This is a genomic window from Amycolatopsis ruanii, assembly GCF_003385175.1.
In the GTDB taxonomy this organism is placed as follows: domain Bacteria; phylum Actinomycetota; class Actinomycetes; order Mycobacteriales; family Pseudonocardiaceae; genus Amycolatopsis_E; species Amycolatopsis_E thermalba.
Genome location: NZ_PQHY01000016.1, coordinates 1 through 15,149 on the forward strand (window position 1 = coordinate 1; position 15,149 = coordinate 15,149).

Below are 15,149 nucleotides of genomic sequence, written 5' to 3' on the forward strand. Positions count from 1 at the left end.
CCGGTCTCGTCCAGCAGGAGGCTCAGCAGACGACGTTCCTCGGCGGCGACACCCATGCGACCACCCTACCGGCCGGTAGGGGGTGAGGGGGCGCGCCGCGGCGGGGCACCAGGTGCACAGCGGGGGCCAGGGGCCCGGCAGCGGGGTGACCCTGCACGCCTCAGGCCCGCGGAGGCCGCGCAACCCCACCGGACGGAACGCGGCCGTGGCGGACCGCGTGCTGGCGGCCGCCGACCGGCGAGCTCTTCGTCCCTAGGCGCTCACCGCCTCCTCACCGGCGCCGACGATGTGGTCCACGAATCCGTAGGCGAGCGCCTCGTCGGCGTCGAACCAGCGGTCGCGGTCCGCGTCGGCCGTGATGCGTTCCACCGGCTGCCCCGTCTGGCGCGCCGTGATCTCCGCGAGGCGGCGCTTCATCCGCCCGAACACCTCCGCCTGGATCGCGATGTCCGTGGCCGCGCCGCCGATCCCGGCCGACGGCTGGTGCATCACCACCCGCGTGTTCGGCAGCAGATAGCGCTTTCCGGGCGTCCCGGAGGACAGCAGGAACTGGCCCATCGACGCCACGAACCCCAGTCCCCACGTGGAAACGTCCGGTTTGATCAGTCGCATCGTGTCGTAGATCGCCATTCCGGCGGTGACCGAACCGCCCGGCGAGTTGATGTAGAACGTGATGTCCTTGTGCGGATCCTCGGCCGCCAGCAGCAACAGCTGCGCGGTGATCCGGTTGGCGACCGCGTCAGTCACCTCCGTGCCGAGGAACACGATCCGGTCACGCAACAGCTGCCCGTACACCGAATCGTCCAAAGAGGCCGACGCGTTCGCCGACGGGAGCACTCGTAGAGTCATGCCCCGAACCTAGGCGGGACAAGGCAAGCACAACACCCGTGTTCGCCGTGAGCATGACGGTTTCGCCACCAGCGATCAACCCGCGTCGATCAACCCTCGCGAACAACGCCGCCTGCGTCCGCGACGGCAGCTGGAGCTTCGTCAGCACGTGGCTCACGTGCGTGCGCGGCGTGCGCTCGCTGATCGACAGCTTCGTCGCGATCTGCCGGTTGGACAACCCGCGCCCGACCAGCGCCAGGATCGTGCGTTCCCGCGCGGTGAGCGCCGCCAGGCCCATCGGCGGCGACACCAGCTGCCGCGTCAACCCGGCCGCCCCCGCCTGCAGCGCCGCGTGCACCCGCTCGGTCTCCCCGAAGCTCGTCAGCACCACCACCCGCACGCCCGGGTACTTCGCCGTGATCGCCTTCAAGGCGGTGATGCCGTTCAGCTCGGGCATCAGCACATCCATCAGCACCACCGGCGGCAGCGACCCCAGCGCGGCCAGCCGCGCCAGCTCGGCCAGCGCCCGGTCCCCGTCGACGGCCTCGCCGACCACCTCTATGCCCTCGGTGCTTTCCAGGTAGGCCGCGATCCCCCGCCGCACCACGGCGTGGTCGTCGGACACCAGCACCCCGATCACCGCGGGCACGGCATCCGCATGCGGACCCGGCACCCGGTGGCCGTGTCGCCGAACTCCATCGTCCCGCTCGTACCAGCCGGTGCCCAGGCCGAGTTCGACGCGGCCGCCGCTCATCTCGTCGACGCCGGCGACGATGGTGGCGAGGATGCCGGGCTGCCGGAACGTGGCGGCGCCGACCACCGCGCCGAGCCGCACCCGGCGGGTGTCGCGGGCCAGGCCGCCGAGGGTGGTCCAGCAGTCGGTGGGCCGGTAGCCGGCGTCGGCGGGGTCGACGCCGAGGAGGTGGTCGGAGCGGCCGGTGACCCCGGCGCCGAGTGCGGCGTTGACCGCGACCTGCCCGGCCTGCAGTCCCTTCGACATCCGCACGGCGCGGCCGAGGTCCCGCGTCCAGACGGAGGCGACCAGGCCGTAGCCGGTGCCGTTGGCCACCTCCAGAGCGTCCTCTTCGGACTCGACGGGGATGACCGACAGCGCCGGGCCGAAGATCTCCTCCTGCGCGATGCGCATGTCCGGGGCGACGTGGTCGAACAGCGTGGGCTCGACAAAGAACCCGCGGTCGAACCCGTCCGGGACGCCGCCGCCGAGGACCAGTTCGGCGCCCTCCTCCCGGCCCACGCGCACGTAGTCGAGAACGCGGGCGTGCTGCTTGGCGTTGATGAGCGTGATACCCATCGCGATCGCCGGGATGGCGGTGTCCAGGTCGGCGTCGGCGAAGACGATCTGCGGGGACTTGCCGCCGAGTTCCAGGTGCAGCGGCACGAGGTTGCGCGCGCAGGCGGCCATGACGAGCGAGCCGGTTTCCGGGGAGCCGGCGAAGCTCGTCCGCCGGATGCCGGGGTGCACGGGCAGGGCCGCGCCGGCTTCGCCGCCGTACCCGGTGACGACGTTGATCACGCCCGGCGGGATGCCCGCCTCGAGCGCGAGCCGGGCCAGCGCGAGCGGGGTGAGCGGCGCGTCCTCGGCCGGTTTGACGACGATGGTGTTGCCCGCGGCGATGGCGGCGCCGGCGTCGTTGACGAACATCGGGCCGGGCGCGTTCCACGGGATGATGCTGCCGACCACGCCGTAGGGCTCGCGCAGGGTCAGGCCGAGCACACCGGGACCGGCGGGCAGCGACACACCCTGGACCTTGTCGGCCTGGCCGGCGATGAAGGTGAGGATGCGCGCCAGCGGCGGCGGTCCCCAGTGCGGGCGGCCCACCTCGCGTGATTCGAGCCGGTCGATCTCGGTTTCGTGCTGCTCGATCAGCCGCACCCAGCGCAGGATCAGCGCGGCGCGCTCGGTGGCCGGGGTGTCGCGCCAGGCCGGGAAGGCTTCCGCCGCAGCGGTCACGGCGGCGTCGGCGTCGGCGGGTCCGCCGCGCGGGACCCGGGCGAGGACATCCCCGGTGGACGGGTCGAGCACGTCGATGCTGTCCCCGCCGGCCGCGGGAACCCAGTCGCCGCCGACGAGGTGGGTGTTCTCCGTGACCAGGGCCCCGGGGCCCGGGGCCCGGCAGAACAGTCGTCATAACCGCTCCTCGCTGTTGGTCCACCCGAGGATGCCAGGCCGCGGAAGAGCGGAGCGAGGCGTCTTTCGTGACGCGGAAAGGGTTCCCGGGCCGCCCGCCGTGGGGCGGCCCGGGCCGGGTCAGAGCTTGCCGCTGGTCCGGGCGAGGACGCCGGCGAGCAGGTCGTAGTCGACGTCCTGCCCCTCGGTGAAGTCGGCGGCCTTGCGGTCGCCGTTGCCCAGGGATCTCAGCACGCCCTTGACGGGTTCGACGTCGCCGGCCTCGAACACCATGAACGACACCTTGTTCCGCGCCACGTGGATCACCGCGGCGTGCTTGCCGTTCTTGAGGAAGTGCGGTTTGCCGTACTGCAGCTGTTCCCCGGCGTCCGGGATGGTGGCGTGCACCATCTCGCGCAGCTTGGTGCAGATCTCGGCCTGCCAGGGCAGCGTCTTCGCGATGTAGCCGGTGACTTCGTCGTTCACGATCTTCTCCTCCGGTGCGGTTCAGGACGTGGCCGTGGCGGGCCGGTAGGTGTGGACGACGGCGCCGGTGGTGAACGTCGTCGTGCCGAGCAGGTCGAGGCTCATGGCGCTGTCCTCGCGGAACAGCGGCTCGCCCTGGCCCTTGATGACCGGGCACACCCAGATCCGGTACTCGTCGAGAAGGCCGGCCGCCGCGAGCGTGTCGGTGAGCCGGCCGGCGCCCCAGATCAGGATGTCGGCGCCGTCCTGCTCCTTCAGCGCCGCGACGCGGGAGACGACGTCGTCACCGGGGATGACGACGGTCGGGTTCCAGGCCGACGTGTCGACCGGCTGCGACGCGACGACGTACTTGGTGATGCCGTTGACGTGGTCGGCGTAGGGGTTTCCGCCCATCTGCGGCCACGCTTGCGCCATGCCTTCGTAGGTGACGCGGCCCAGCAGTAGCGCGTCGGCGGCGGTGGTCATCGTGAAGGCGTAGGCCTGCGCTTCCTCGTTGGAGTACTGCAGGGACCACTCGTGCGGGTTGTCGATGAAGCCGTCGAGGGTGGCGTAGGTGGAGTTGATGACCTTGCGCACGGGTTGTCTCCTCATCGGTCGGCCCGGCGGAAGTCCCGCCAGACGGTGCTGTCCACGAAGTGGTTGTCGTAGCGGTCCTGCGCATCGAGGACGTGCGCCGGTTCGGCGTCGCCCCGGCGGACCCGGTCGAGGAGCCGGAAGTACCCGAACCGCTCGACACCGGGGGTGAACACGATCAGCAGGTCGGCGCCGGATCCCGGGGCCGCGCCGAACGCGTGGACGGTGCCCGGCGGCACGAACAGCAGGTCGCCTTCCCGCGCCGTGACGATCTCCTCGCCGACCAGGACCTCCAGGACACCGCCGAGGACGAAGAACGTCTCCGCCGAGGTGCGGTGGTAGTGGGGCGCGGCCCCGTCCTGTCCCTCGTCCAGCGTCGTGCGCGTGGCGCTCAGGAACCCTGCGGTCGAGGGCACGTCGGCAAGCAGCGAGACCGTGGCCGGCCCCGCGCCCAGGACTTCCGCCTCGTCTCGCCGTACCAGGAGTGGCGGAGCCTCCTGGTCGGTCAGTGGTGGTGTGCTCATGGCCTTATAGTCACACGGCTGATAGTAAGCTGTCAAACTATCTCGCGCCAAATAGCACGGCGTCGAATAGGACGGCGTCGGATAGTCTCGTCATCGAATAGACTGGGAGCCGTGAGTGAGACGAACGAACAGCCGGCCGACGCCGTCGACGCGGCGGTCGAGGCGTGGCAGCGGGAACGACCGGACCTGGACCTCGACGCCATCGCCGTCGCCGGGCGGCTGGGCCGCGTGGGGCTCCTGCTGGGCCCGGCGCAGGAGACGGTCTTCACCTCGTTCGGGCTGCAGAGGGGCGAGTTCGACGTCCTCGCGGCGCTCCGGCGCTCCGGCGCTCCGTACACGCTGACGCCGTCGCAGTTGTCCGCGACCCTGATGCTGACCCGCGCGGGCATGACCAACCGGCTGGACCGGCTGGAGGCGGCCGGGCTCGTCGAGCGCACCCTCGACCCCGCGGACCGCCGCAGCTTCCGCGTCCGGCTCACCGACCAGGGCTACGCCACCGTGGACGACGCGATGACGGCACACACCGCCAACGTCACCCGGCTGCTGTCGGCGCTGGACCAGGAGCAGCTCGGCACCCTCGACGGGCTCCTGCGAATCCTGCTGCGCGCTCTCGAACTCTGAGGCCGGCACTCCCCGGGCGCGGCAACAGGCCGACGACGCGCGCGGGCGGTGCTCCTTTACTGGAGGCACCCGGTTCCGACGTCGAAGGTGGGTGCTCCCGTGGCAGGCACTCCACCCACCAGGGCCTCGATCCTGCTGGCCAGTTGCGTCGGGACGTCGATCGAGTGGTACGACTCCTACGTCTTCGGCAGCGCCTCGGCTCTGGTGTTCGGATCGCTGTTCTTCCCGTCGTTCTCCCCGCTGGCCGGGACGCTCGCCGCGTTCGGCACGTTCGCGGTGGGGTTCATCGCGCGGCCGCTCGGCGGTGCAGTGATCAGGCACTTCGGCGACCGGATCGGGCGCAAGTCGATGCTGGTGCTGACGCTCATGCTGGCCGGGCTCGCCACGTTCCTGATCGGCCTGCCGCCGACCTACGCCGCGATCGGGGTCGCGGCGCCGATCCTGCTGGTGTTCCTGCGGCTGGTGCAGGGGTTCGGCGTCGGCGGCGAGTGGGGTGGCGCGGTGCTGGTCGCCACCGAGCACGCCACGCCGCGGCAGCGCGCGGTGTACGGCAGCTTCGCGCAGTTCGGCGTGCCGATCGGGGTGCTGGCCTCGAACCTGGTGTTCCTGCTGGTGGTGGAGACCACCGGGGACGGGTTCGCCACCTGGGGCTGGCGGATCCCGTTCCTGGTCAGCGTCGCGCTGCTGGTAGTCGGGATGCTGGTGCGGCGCACGCTCACCGAGAGCCCCGAGTTCCAGAGGGTCCGCCAGCAGCGGCAGGTCAGCCGGGTGCCGGCGGCGACGCTGATCCGCGAGCGCCCGGGGACGCTGGTGCTGGCGAGCCTCGCCGCGATCGCGCCGCCCGCGGTGGGCTACACGGTGATGGTCCACATGCTCAGCTACGGCACCCAGGCCGCCGGGTTCGGGCGCAGCACGCTGCTGACGCTGATCCTCGCCTCCACGGTGCCGTGGATCGCCGGATCTACGTGGCGGCGCGGTGCGCGGACCGGTGGGGCAGCAAACGGGTGTACGCGCTGGGGCGCGGCCGCGGCGGTCGCGTGGGCGTTCCCGTTGTTCCTGCTCGTCGACACCGGCAGCGTGGGCGCGGCGCTGCTGTCGTTCCTGGTCGCCGGGATCGTGCAGGCGATCATGGCCGGGGCGCAGGGCGCGTTGTTCACCGAGATCTTCCCGGTGCGGATGCGGTTCAGCGGCGCGTCGATCGCCTACCAGATGGGCGGCCTGGTGGGCGGCGCGGTGACACCCGGCCGCGACGGGCCTCTACGGCGCCTACCACTCCCCGCCGCCGATCGCGCTCTACCTGGGACTGTTGTGCGCGGTGAGCCTGGTGGCGGTGCTGGTGCTGCCGGTGCCGGGCCGCGTCGCGGCGCCCGCGCCGGTCGGGAGCGCGAGATGACCACCGCGGCGGGCCGGGTGCTGGCCGTGCTGTCCGCGTTCGGGCCGCGGCACCGGTCGCTGTCGCTGGGCGGCGTCCAGCGCCGGGCCGGGCTGACCTTGCCGACGGCACACCGGCTGGCGGGCGAGCTGGTGTCGTGGGGCGGTCTGGAACGGGACCCGGCGGGCCGGTACTCGGTGGGACTGCGGTTGCTGGAACTGGCCGCGCTGGCCCCGCGCGAGCTGCAACTGCGGGAAGCGGCGTTCCCGTTCCTGGACGACCTGCACTCCCTGACTCGCGGGAACGTGCACCTGGCCGTGCGGGACGGGCGCGAGGTGGTCTACGTGGAGACCCTGCGGGCGCGGGCCGCCGCGACCAACAGCCGGGTGGGCGACCGGTGGCCGATGCACGCCACCGGCACCGGGCTGGTGCTGCTGGCCCACGCCGAGCCCGCGTTCCAGGCCGAAGGTGCTGCGGTCGCCGCTGGCGCGGTACACGCGGTACACGATCACCGATCCCGGGGAGCTGCGGCGGCAGCTGGCGTTCATCCGCCGGTCTGGGGTGGCCGTCGCGCGGCGCACGATCACGCCGGACGAGCTGGTGGTGGCCGCACCCGTGCGGGACCCGTCCGGCCGGGTCGCCGCGGCGATCAGCGCGGTGGTGCGGGTGGCCGGGGCGCGGCCGCGCGAGCTGGCGCGCCTGCTGTCGGCCACGTCGCGGTCGTTGTCGCAGCGGCTGGCGGGACCCGCGCGGGTGATGGCGGAATCCTCTGGCGCGCGACCGGCCCGCCGGGTTACACCGGCTGTGTGCACTTCCGGCCGCTGACGGAGCCCGCGCAGCACAGGCTGCGGGGCACGGCCGAGCGCGGCCGCACGATCGTGGCGGTGGACGAGGGCGAGATCGTCGGCGGTGTGACAGTCGTGTCGCGGGAGCTGACGGTGCCCGGGGCGGTGGTGCCGGTCGCCGAGGTGGTGGCGGTCTCCCCCGCGCAGGACTGGCTGCTGGCGGAGTTGCTGGGACGGCAGCTGACCGAGTTGTACGAGTCGGGCGAGACGATCGCGTCGGGCGCTGGGAGCTGCGCGCGGTTCGGGTTCGGGCCAGCGGCGCGAGCGGTGCGGCTGCACGCGCGCGGCGTGCTCCGGCCGGACGCGGACCTGGGGGCGGGCCGGATCCGGCTGCTGGACGGATCGTCGGCAGGGGCGTTGCTCGAACCGGTGTACGACGCGGTGCGGCCGAGGTCGGTGGGCTGGACTTCGCGGCCGCCGCGGTTCTGGGACACGCTGCTCACGTCGGCCGCGGTGCACGACTCGCCGGAGGGCGAGGTGACCGGCTACGCGCTCTACCGCAGGGGCGACGCGGGCGCGCTGCGGGTCGCCGAGGGTGGTCGCGACGACGGACCAGGCTCACGCGGCGCTGTGGCGGTTCCTGCTGGCGGGCCCTCGCCGGGTGTCGGCGCTGGTGCCGGTGGATTCACCGCTGCCGCGCGGGCAGCTCGCGCCGGTGGACAACCTGTGGGTGCGGCTGGTCGACGTGGAGCGCGCACTGGCCGTGCGCCGGTACGCCACGCCGCTGAACGTGGTGCTGTCCGTGTGCGACTCGTTCTGCCCGTGGAACTCCGGCCGGTACCGGCTGACCGCGGACGGCGCCCGGGTGACGTGCTCGCGGACCACGGCCCCGGCCGAGTTGTGCGTGCGCGCGACCGACCTCGGCGCGGCCTACCTGGGCGGCCCGTCTCTGGCGACGCTCGCCGAGACGAGCCGGGTGACCGAGCTACGGGCGGGCGCACTGGCCCGGACTTCGGCCGCGTTCCGCGGCGAGCACGAGCCGTTCCACCCCGCGGCCTCCTGAGCGGGCAGCACGTTCCGATGCGCAGGTGAGCGCGCTCCGTCCGGGGTGACCGGAACAGGTCACGGGCCACCGCGGCAGGACCACCACCCCCGAGACTGCTCACCACGGACGAGCGGCAGCGAGGTGGTCGGGAATGGCCGGGTCACCAGGAAGCGGCGGCGCTCCCCCGGCGGACTCCGGTGGAGCCGCGCCCGCGGCACCAGCGTCATCGGATCCGGCTCCGTCCGCGGACCAGCCCGCGAAGGGCTCACCGTCCGGGGAGCAGCCGTCCGGTGAGAACCGCGCGGGTGAAACGCAAGGGGAGGCCCCCGCCGACGAACGGTCCACATCGGACCGATTCCCCGATGGTGCGGGCCCGGAAGCGCGGCAGCAGGAGGACTCCGGACGGACAGCGGAGCGGGAGGCCACCGACGGCCGGCGCGATCCGAGCACGACGGAGCCGGCGCAGAGTGACTTCACGCGGGAAGTGGAGTCACTCGCACCGACCCCTGCCCGGCCGGACGGAATCCACGAGGCCGGCGAGGCGTGGAGCCGGGCCGGTGAGGACACCCAGCCCGCGCGGGACGAAGCGCACCGGTTCGCCGGCCACACCGGCCAGGAGTGGCGTGGCGAGCCGGCCGAGGCGGCGCGGGAACGCGCCCGGACGTCGGCCGCGGACGCGCAGGCGGCGGGCGACGACGCCCGGGCCCTCACCCGGTTCGCCACGGCGAGCGGCAACGAGATCTCCAGCGCCCGGCAGGACACGGCGGCCAACACCGCCCGCGCCGACGCCGACGACCAGCTCGGCAAAACCCTGCTGTCCCCGGAGGAAAGCGAAGTCGTCACCCGCAACCTCGTCGCCACGACCGCCGAGCAGAACCAGAACAGGTACGCCGTGGCGGCGGCGAACATCAAGACGATGGGCGACGACCTGAGGGGCGCCGAGGTCGCGAATCCGGGCAAGACGCCGAAGACGCCCGGCGCGCCGGGCTCGACCGGGAGCAAGGGTGACGTGCCGGAGGCGGAAAACCTTCGCGCGCTCGGCAACCTCGCGAGCTTGGCCGGACGGACACTGGACGATGTCGCCGAGACCGGTGTCGAGACCGCGGCCCGCGCCGTGGACGCCGCCTCGGAATGGCTCGCCAGCGTGACCGGCAACGACCAGCTGGAAGCAGTCGGCAAAGCGCTCACCCCGGACACCGTGGATTTCCTGGGCAACCACGCGGGCGACGCCGTGCTCAACGCGAGCTCGCAGGCGCGCAACGAGCTGCACCACACCGCCCAGGCCCTGGACGGCAAGAAATCGCCGGTCGAGGTGTACCTGGACCGGGACCGGCACAAGGACAGCCTGCAACACATCCGGGAGTCGCAGCGGGGCCAGATCTGGTCCGGCGACACCTACGTGATGAGCCGGTCCACCCCGGAGGTGCTCACGGTCGACAAGAACGCCGCCGAAAAGGAAGCCCGCCGGGACGAGGCGATGCAGGGTATCCCGTACGGCCGGGACGTCGGACTGCCGGGTCATGACCGGGACGAGTTCCCGCCCGCCATGAGCGTGGAGGGCGGCAGGCGTCACGACGACTGGGACCCGAGCGTCAAGCTCATCCCGTCCCGCGACAACCGCTCCGCCGGTGCCACCATGGGAGGCCAGACGAAGAACCTCGACCCCGGCGACACCTTCGTGATCAGGGAGACCGACTGACATGCGCACCCATCCCGCCTTCGACGAGCTGCTCCGGGCCGGCCGCCACCCCCTCGGCGCCGCGGTGCGCGCCGACCTCGGCGCCGCCCACGGGCCGGTGGGCGAACTCGCGGACCTGCTGAGCCGGGTCAACGGGTTCACGCTCGCCAACGCCGGTGCTCAGGTCTTCCGCGTCGGCCCGGAGGGGCTCGGCCCGGAGCTGATCCGGTGGAACGCACCGGAAACGTGGAAGGACACCTACTCCGGCCTCGCCGACGGCCTGCTGTGCTTCGGCCAGGACCTCTTCGGAGTGCAGTTCGCGATCGAGGACAACGCCCGGGTCGTCACCTTCGACCCGGAGACCGGGCACCGCGAGTTCCTCAGCGACACCCTGTCCGGCTGGACCGAATGGCTCGCCTCCGACGCCGACGCACACGCCGCGCGCGCCTTCGCCACCCGCTGGCAGCGCGTCCACGGCGCCCTCGACTACGACGAACGGCTGATCCCGCTGCGGTTCTTCGTACTCGGCGGCGAGTACGACGACGACAACCTCGTCGCCAAGGACGCGGTCACCTGCATGCGCATCCGCGGACCGATCGCGCGGCAGCTGCATGACGTGCCCGACGGGACCCCGGTCCGCCTGAGCTCCGGCTGACACCGTCCACCCGTGCCGTGCCGGTCAGCCGGCCGCCGGATCGTGCCAGAAGGCCTCGCTCAGCCGGTCGATCGTGTTCTGCATCTGGTTCAGCGCCTCGGGGATCTGCGCGCGGCCGAACCGGGTGCGCGGGCCGTTCAGCGTCAGGATCGCCACCAGGGTTCCGCTCGCGTCGCGGATGGGGCGGGACAACGACAGCAGCTCGGGTTCCAGCTCGTTGTCGATGATGGCGAAGCCCTGTTCGCGGACCTGTTCCAGCTCCCGCAACAGGACCGCCCGGTCGGTGATGGTGTGCGGCGTGTAGGCCTCGAGCTTCTCCGGCAGCAGCGCCGGCAAACGCTCGGGTGGCTGCTCGGCCAGCAGCACCTTGCCGGTCGAGCTGGCGTGCAGCGGATAACGCTGCCCGATCATGTTGCGGCCGAGGACACCCAGCACGTGCGAGCCGGCGGCCTCCGCCACCAGGTCCAGCCCGCCCTCGGCGTTCGGCACCGACAGGGTCACCGACTCGTTGAACTTGTCCGCCAGCTCCTGCAGCAACGGCTGGGCCCGCGCCACCAGGCCGGCGTGCGGGTCGGCGCGGCGGCCGAGCCGGGCCAGCTCCCAGCCGAGGATGTAGTTGTTGTCGATCCGGTCGACGAGCCCCTCCTGCTCCAGGCTGAGCAGCAGACGGAACGCGGTGGGCCTGCTCAGGCCGGCGGCTTTCGCGAGCACGGTGGCGGTGGCACCGGTGCGCGGTTGAGCCGCCAGTTCGCGCAGCAGGCGCACCGCCTTCGCGACCGACTTGTTGGTCAGCTCCGTCTGCTCGTCCCCCATCGCCCCTCCTCGTCACGCGTTCAGAGAACACCCAGGGTGTTCAGTATACGAACGCGCGCGGACGAGGTTACGGGCGGTGCGGCGCCGAGGTCTCGCTCAACGGCCTGCCCATCGTCTCCGGCGCGAGGACCTGGGAGACCACCGCGCCGACGACGCAGACCCCGGCCGCGATGAGCATGGTCGGCCCGGCCCCCAGGTTGTGCATCGACCACGGGAGCAGGAACGTGCCGACGCCGGCGCCGATCCGGCTGAACGCGGTCGCGAACCCGGTGCCGACACCGCGGATCTCGGTGGGGAAGATCTCGCCCGGGTAGACGCCGGTCAGCGCCGTGCACATGGCGTTGGCGAAGGCGAAAACCAGGAAGCAGACCAGCACCACACCGGCCGGCGCCCCGGGCCACGACCCGATGACCACCAGGACCACGGCGGCCACCCACTGCTGCGGGATCGTGAGCTTGCGCCGCCCGATCCGGTCGATCAGCAGCAGGGAGACCAAGACGCCGAGCAGGGCGAGCCCGTTGACGCCGAGTGCGCCGACCAGCCCGTCGCCGAGACCGTAGTCGGCCAGCACGCTGGCGGCGAAGGTCGCGATGGCGAAGTACGGCGCGACGGCGCAGAACCAGAACACCGAGATGAAGGTCGTCGCGCGCCAGTAGTCGCGGGAGAACAGCATCCCGAGCGCACCGCGGCGGGGCCGCCCGTCACCCGGGTCGAGCGCGTCCTCCGGCTCCTCCAGGTAGGTGTGCGCGATCCGGTGGGCCTCCTCCACACGGCCCTGGTTCATCAGCCAGCGGGGCGATTCGGGCAGCCCGAACCGGACCACGAACAGGATCACGGCGGGCACGGTGCTGGTGCCCAGCACGATCCGCCAGTCCACGGAGAACACCGCGACCAGGACGTAGGCCACGGCGGAGGCCAGCATGAACCCGACGTACCAGAACACCTCGGACAGCGACATCAGCCTGCCCCGCAAGCGGGCGGGCGCGAACTCCGCGAGCAGCGGCCAGCCCACCGAGTACTCGGCGCCGATCGCGACGCCCATCAGCAGCCGCACGAAGAACAGCTGCCAGGCCGAGTCGACGAAGAACTGCAGCACCGAGCCGATGATGAACAGGGCCAGGTCCAGGGTGAACATGGGCTTGCGCCCGAGCTTGTCGGCGAGCCACCCGCCGAGCGGCCCGCCGAAGAAGATGCCGATCAGGGCGGCCGCGCCGGTGAGGCCCTCCATGAACAGCGACATACCGAGCTCGTCGTTGACCGCGCCGATGGCGTTGCCGACGATGCCCAGGATGTAGCCGTCGATGAACATGCCGCCGACCGTGGCTGCGGTCAGCTTGGCGAGGAAGCGTCGTTTGGCGGTCCGGGTCTTCTCGGTTTCCCCGACGTCACCGGGGTTGTGGGTCGTGGTCATCGTTGATCACTTCCTTGCGGTGGGGGTTACGCGACGTCGAACTCGACGGTTCCGAGGCCGTCGAAGGTGCCCGACCAGTGGCCGGCCTCGCGCATCGGCACGGCTTCCAGACAGCTTCCGGGGAGGATCACCTCCCCCGGGGCGAACGCGACATCGTAGGCGGCGAGCCGGTTGCACAGCCAGGCGGTCGCGGCCAGCGGGTTGCCCAGGATGTTGCCCGTGTTCCCGGACATGACCGGGCGGCCGGCGAAGTGCAGCACGCCCGGTGTGTCGCGCAAGGTCAGGTCGGTCAGGCACCGCGGTGTGCCGCCGAGGACGACCGCGCCGGTGGATCCGTTGTCCGCCAGGGTGTCCGGCAGGTCGATGGCCCAGTTCTCGACGCGGGAGTCGATGATCTCGATCGCGGGCAGGACGTAATCGACCGCGGTGATGACCTCGGCGACGGTGGCGTTGGGCCCGCGCAGGTGGCCCTTGAGGACGAACGCCGGTTCCAGCTCCACGAACGGCGCGATGAACCGGCTCCGGTCGATCGTGGTGCCCTCGCAGGCGAAGGTGCTCGCCAGCAGGTGGCCGTAGTCGGGCTGATCGAGGCCGAACGCGTCCTGCATGGCCTTGGCGATGTTGCCCAGCTTGTAGCCCACCACGCGGTCCCCTTCGGCGACCGCGGCTTCGGCGCCCATGCGCTGGACGGCGAAGGCGCTGTCGGCGTCGAGGTCCGGCCAGGTCTTCGTCGGCGCCGGGATCGCTTCGCGGTTGTTCCGCGCGGTGCGCAGGGCGATGGCGACGTCGCGGAGTTCGGAGGTCTGCATCAGTGGCTCAGCTCCAGCGTGCGTGCCCGGTGGGCGAAGGCGTGCCCGGGGTGGTCGTCGCGGAGCCGGACGGTACCGGGCCCGTAGAGCTTCTCCCGCAGGGTGCTGCCTTCGTACTCGGTCCACATCGCACCGCGGCGCTGCAGTTCGGGGACGACGAGCTCGATGAAGTCGGCGATGTCGGCGTGTTTCACGGCGTGCCCGAGGTTGAACCCGTCGACGCCGGTTTCGTCCATCCAGCGGATCAGCTCGGCGGCCACGGTGGCCGGGGACCCGACGATGGTGGGGCCGGTGCCACCGATGCCGATGAACTCGGCGATGTCGCGCGGTGTCCACTCCTTGTCCGGGTCCATCTTGGAGAAGAGGTCGACCATGGTCTGCCCGGCGTTGGTCTTGACGTGCCGCAGCGGCACGTCGGGGTCGAACTGGGCCATGTCCAGGCCGGTCCAGCCGCTGTAGCGGGCCATCGCGCCGGAGTAGCTCACCAGGCGGCGGTAGGACTCGTACTTCTCCTGGGCGGCTTCGTCGGTGGGGGCGACCACGACGTTGAGCATCTGCAGCACCTTGACGCTGCCCGGATCCCGGCCGGTTTCGGCGGCTAGGCCCCGCACCGCGCCGACCTGCCGTGTGAGGGCGGGCATCGACACGGCGTTGACGAAGACCGCTTCCGCGTGCGCCGCGGCGAGCGCCCGTCCCTTGGACGAGCCGCCGGCCTGGAAGATGACCGGGGTGCGCTGGGGCGACGGTTCGCACAGCGCGATGCCGGGCACGGTGAAGTACTTGCCGTGGTGGCCGATCTCGTGCACGCGGGCGGGGTCGGCATAGACCCCGGTGGCCCGGTCGCGGACGACTGCGTCGTCCTGCCACGAGGCCTCCCACAGCTTGTAACAGACCTCCAGGTACTCGGCGGCCATGTCGTAGCGCTCGTCGTGCGGGACCTGCTGTCCGGTGCCCAGGTTGCGGGCGGCGCTGTCGGCGTAGGAGGTCACCAGGTTCCACCCGACGCGGCCGCGGGTGAGGTGGTCCAGCGTGGTGAACCGGCGCGCCAGCGCGTAGGGGTGCTCGTAGGAGGTCGAGCCGGTCAGGCCGAACCCGAGGTGCTCGGTGACGCTCGCCATCGCCGAGACCACGAGGAACGGGTCGTTGGCGGGGATCTGCGCGGCGTCGGCGAGAGCGGCGGCGACGCTGCCCTGGTACACGTCGTGGTATCCGACGTTGTCCGCGAAGAAGATCCCGTCGAACCGGCCCTCCTCCAGCAGCTTCGCGTAGTCCGTCCAGTAGCGCAGGTCCGTGTAGCCGGCGCTGCGATCCCGCTCGTGGCGCCACAGGCCCGCCGAGAGGTGCGCGGGGCCCTGGAAATCGAAGGCGAACAAGCGCATCCGCCGAGACGTCATCGTCGTGCTCCTTCTTCCGAGTGGTGA

14 protein-coding genes and 3 pseudogenes are annotated in these 15,149 nt (G+C 71.9%); 8 read left to right on the forward strand and 9 right to left on the reverse strand.

Annotated features, from left to right (window positions below; all coding sequences use genetic code 11):
• Positions 1-252: 252 nt before the first annotated feature.
• The 5 genes from D0D28_RS11295 to D0D28_RS11315 form a co-directional block, all read right to left on the reverse strand.
• Positions 253-849: a ClpP family protease gene (locus tag D0D28_RS11295; protein WP_094002620.1), complete on the reverse strand. Its 597-nt coding sequence runs from the start codon at positions 847-849 to the stop codon at positions 253-255.
• Positions 773-2,872, reverse strand: a complete 2,100-nt coding sequence (locus D0D28_RS36685) for an aldehyde dehydrogenase family protein (protein WP_116110545.1) — start codon at positions 2,870-2,872, stop codon at positions 773-775. Before D0D28_RS36685 ends, D0D28_RS11295 begins: the two co-directional genes overlap by 77 nt.
• A gap of 225 nt (positions 2,873-3,097) precedes the next feature.
• The gene (locus D0D28_RS11305; protein WP_094002618.1) at positions 3,098-3,442 is read right to left on the reverse strand and encodes a DUF1801 domain-containing protein; all 345 of its coding nucleotides are present in this window, start codon (positions 3,440-3,442) and stop codon (positions 3,098-3,100) included.
• Between the two features lie 21 nt (positions 3,443-3,463).
• On the reverse strand, positions 3,464-4,018 hold the full coding sequence (locus tag D0D28_RS11310) for a dihydrofolate reductase family protein (RefSeq protein WP_094002617.1): 555 nt from the start codon (positions 4,016-4,018) through the stop codon (positions 3,464-3,466).
• Between the two features lie 11 nt (positions 4,019-4,029).
• Positions 4,030-4,539: a cupin domain-containing protein gene (locus D0D28_RS11315; protein ID WP_094002616.1), complete on the reverse strand. Its 510-nt coding sequence runs from the start codon at positions 4,537-4,539 to the stop codon at positions 4,030-4,032.
• A gap of 111 nt (positions 4,540-4,650) precedes the next feature.
• Between D0D28_RS11315 and D0D28_RS11320 the strand changes: the two genes are divergently transcribed.
• From D0D28_RS11320 to D0D28_RS11350, 8 genes and pseudogenes are all read left to right on the forward strand, one after another.
• Positions 4,651-5,160: a MarR family winged helix-turn-helix transcriptional regulator gene (locus D0D28_RS11320; RefSeq protein ID WP_116110546.1), complete on the forward strand. Its 510-nt coding sequence runs from the start codon at positions 4,651-4,653 to the stop codon at positions 5,158-5,160.
• Positions 5,161-5,259: 99 nt separating this feature from the next.
• A pseudogene (locus tag D0D28_RS11325) lies at positions 5,260-6,342 on the forward strand (MFS transporter); the annotation flags it as partial.
• 207 nt (positions 6,343-6,549) lie between these two features.
• Positions 6,550-6,927 (forward strand): annotated as a pseudogene (locus D0D28_RS37605) (helix-turn-helix domain-containing protein); the annotation flags it as partial.
• 73 nt (positions 6,928-7,000) lie between these two features.
• Positions 7,001-7,357 (forward strand): IclR family transcriptional regulator domain-containing protein, encoded by a 357-nt coding sequence (locus D0D28_RS37475; RefSeq protein ID WP_346009481.1) that lies wholly within the window; start codon positions 7,001-7,003, stop codon positions 7,355-7,357.
• 23 nt (positions 7,358-7,380) lie between these two features.
• Positions 7,381-7,617, forward strand: a pseudogene (locus tag D0D28_RS37610) (GNAT family N-acetyltransferase); the annotation flags it as partial.
• A 502-nt stretch (positions 7,618-8,119) separates the two neighbouring features.
• Positions 8,120-8,380: a sterol carrier protein domain-containing protein gene (locus tag D0D28_RS37615; protein WP_429728399.1), complete on the forward strand. Its 261-nt coding sequence runs from the start codon at positions 8,120-8,122 to the stop codon at positions 8,378-8,380.
• Between the two features lie 466 nt (positions 8,381-8,846).
• Positions 8,847-10,061, forward strand: coding sequence for a NucA/NucB deoxyribonuclease domain-containing protein (locus D0D28_RS11345; protein ID WP_116110547.1), 1,215 nt, complete (start codon positions 8,847-8,849; stop codon positions 10,059-10,061).
• Between the two features lies 1 nt (position 10,062).
• The gene (locus tag D0D28_RS11350; protein ID WP_094002612.1) at positions 10,063-10,695 is read left to right on the forward strand and encodes an SMI1/KNR4 family protein; all 633 of its coding nucleotides are present in this window, start codon (positions 10,063-10,065) and stop codon (positions 10,693-10,695) included.
• Positions 10,696-10,719: 24 nt separating this feature from the next.
• Here D0D28_RS11350 and D0D28_RS11355 read toward each other — a convergent pair whose 3' ends face one another.
• From D0D28_RS11355 to D0D28_RS11370, 4 genes are all read right to left on the reverse strand, one after another.
• Positions 10,720-11,508 (reverse strand): IclR family transcriptional regulator, encoded by a 789-nt coding sequence (locus D0D28_RS11355; protein ID WP_094002611.1) that lies wholly within the window; start codon positions 11,506-11,508, stop codon positions 10,720-10,722.
• 67 nt (positions 11,509-11,575) lie between these two features.
• On the reverse strand, positions 11,576-12,919 hold the full coding sequence (locus D0D28_RS11360; protein ID WP_094002610.1) for an MFS transporter: 1,344 nt from the start codon (positions 12,917-12,919) through the stop codon (positions 11,576-11,578).
• A 26-nt stretch (positions 12,920-12,945) separates the two neighbouring features.
• Positions 12,946-13,728: a 2-keto-4-pentenoate hydratase gene (locus D0D28_RS11365; protein ID WP_094002609.1), complete on the reverse strand. Its 783-nt coding sequence runs from the start codon at positions 13,726-13,728 to the stop codon at positions 12,946-12,948.
• Positions 13,728-15,122, reverse strand: a complete 1,395-nt coding sequence (locus D0D28_RS11370; RefSeq protein ID WP_094002608.1) for an LLM class flavin-dependent oxidoreductase — start codon at positions 15,120-15,122, stop codon at positions 13,728-13,730. Before D0D28_RS11370 ends, D0D28_RS11365 begins: the two co-directional genes overlap by 1 nt.
• Positions 15,123-15,149 lie beyond the last annotated feature (27 nt).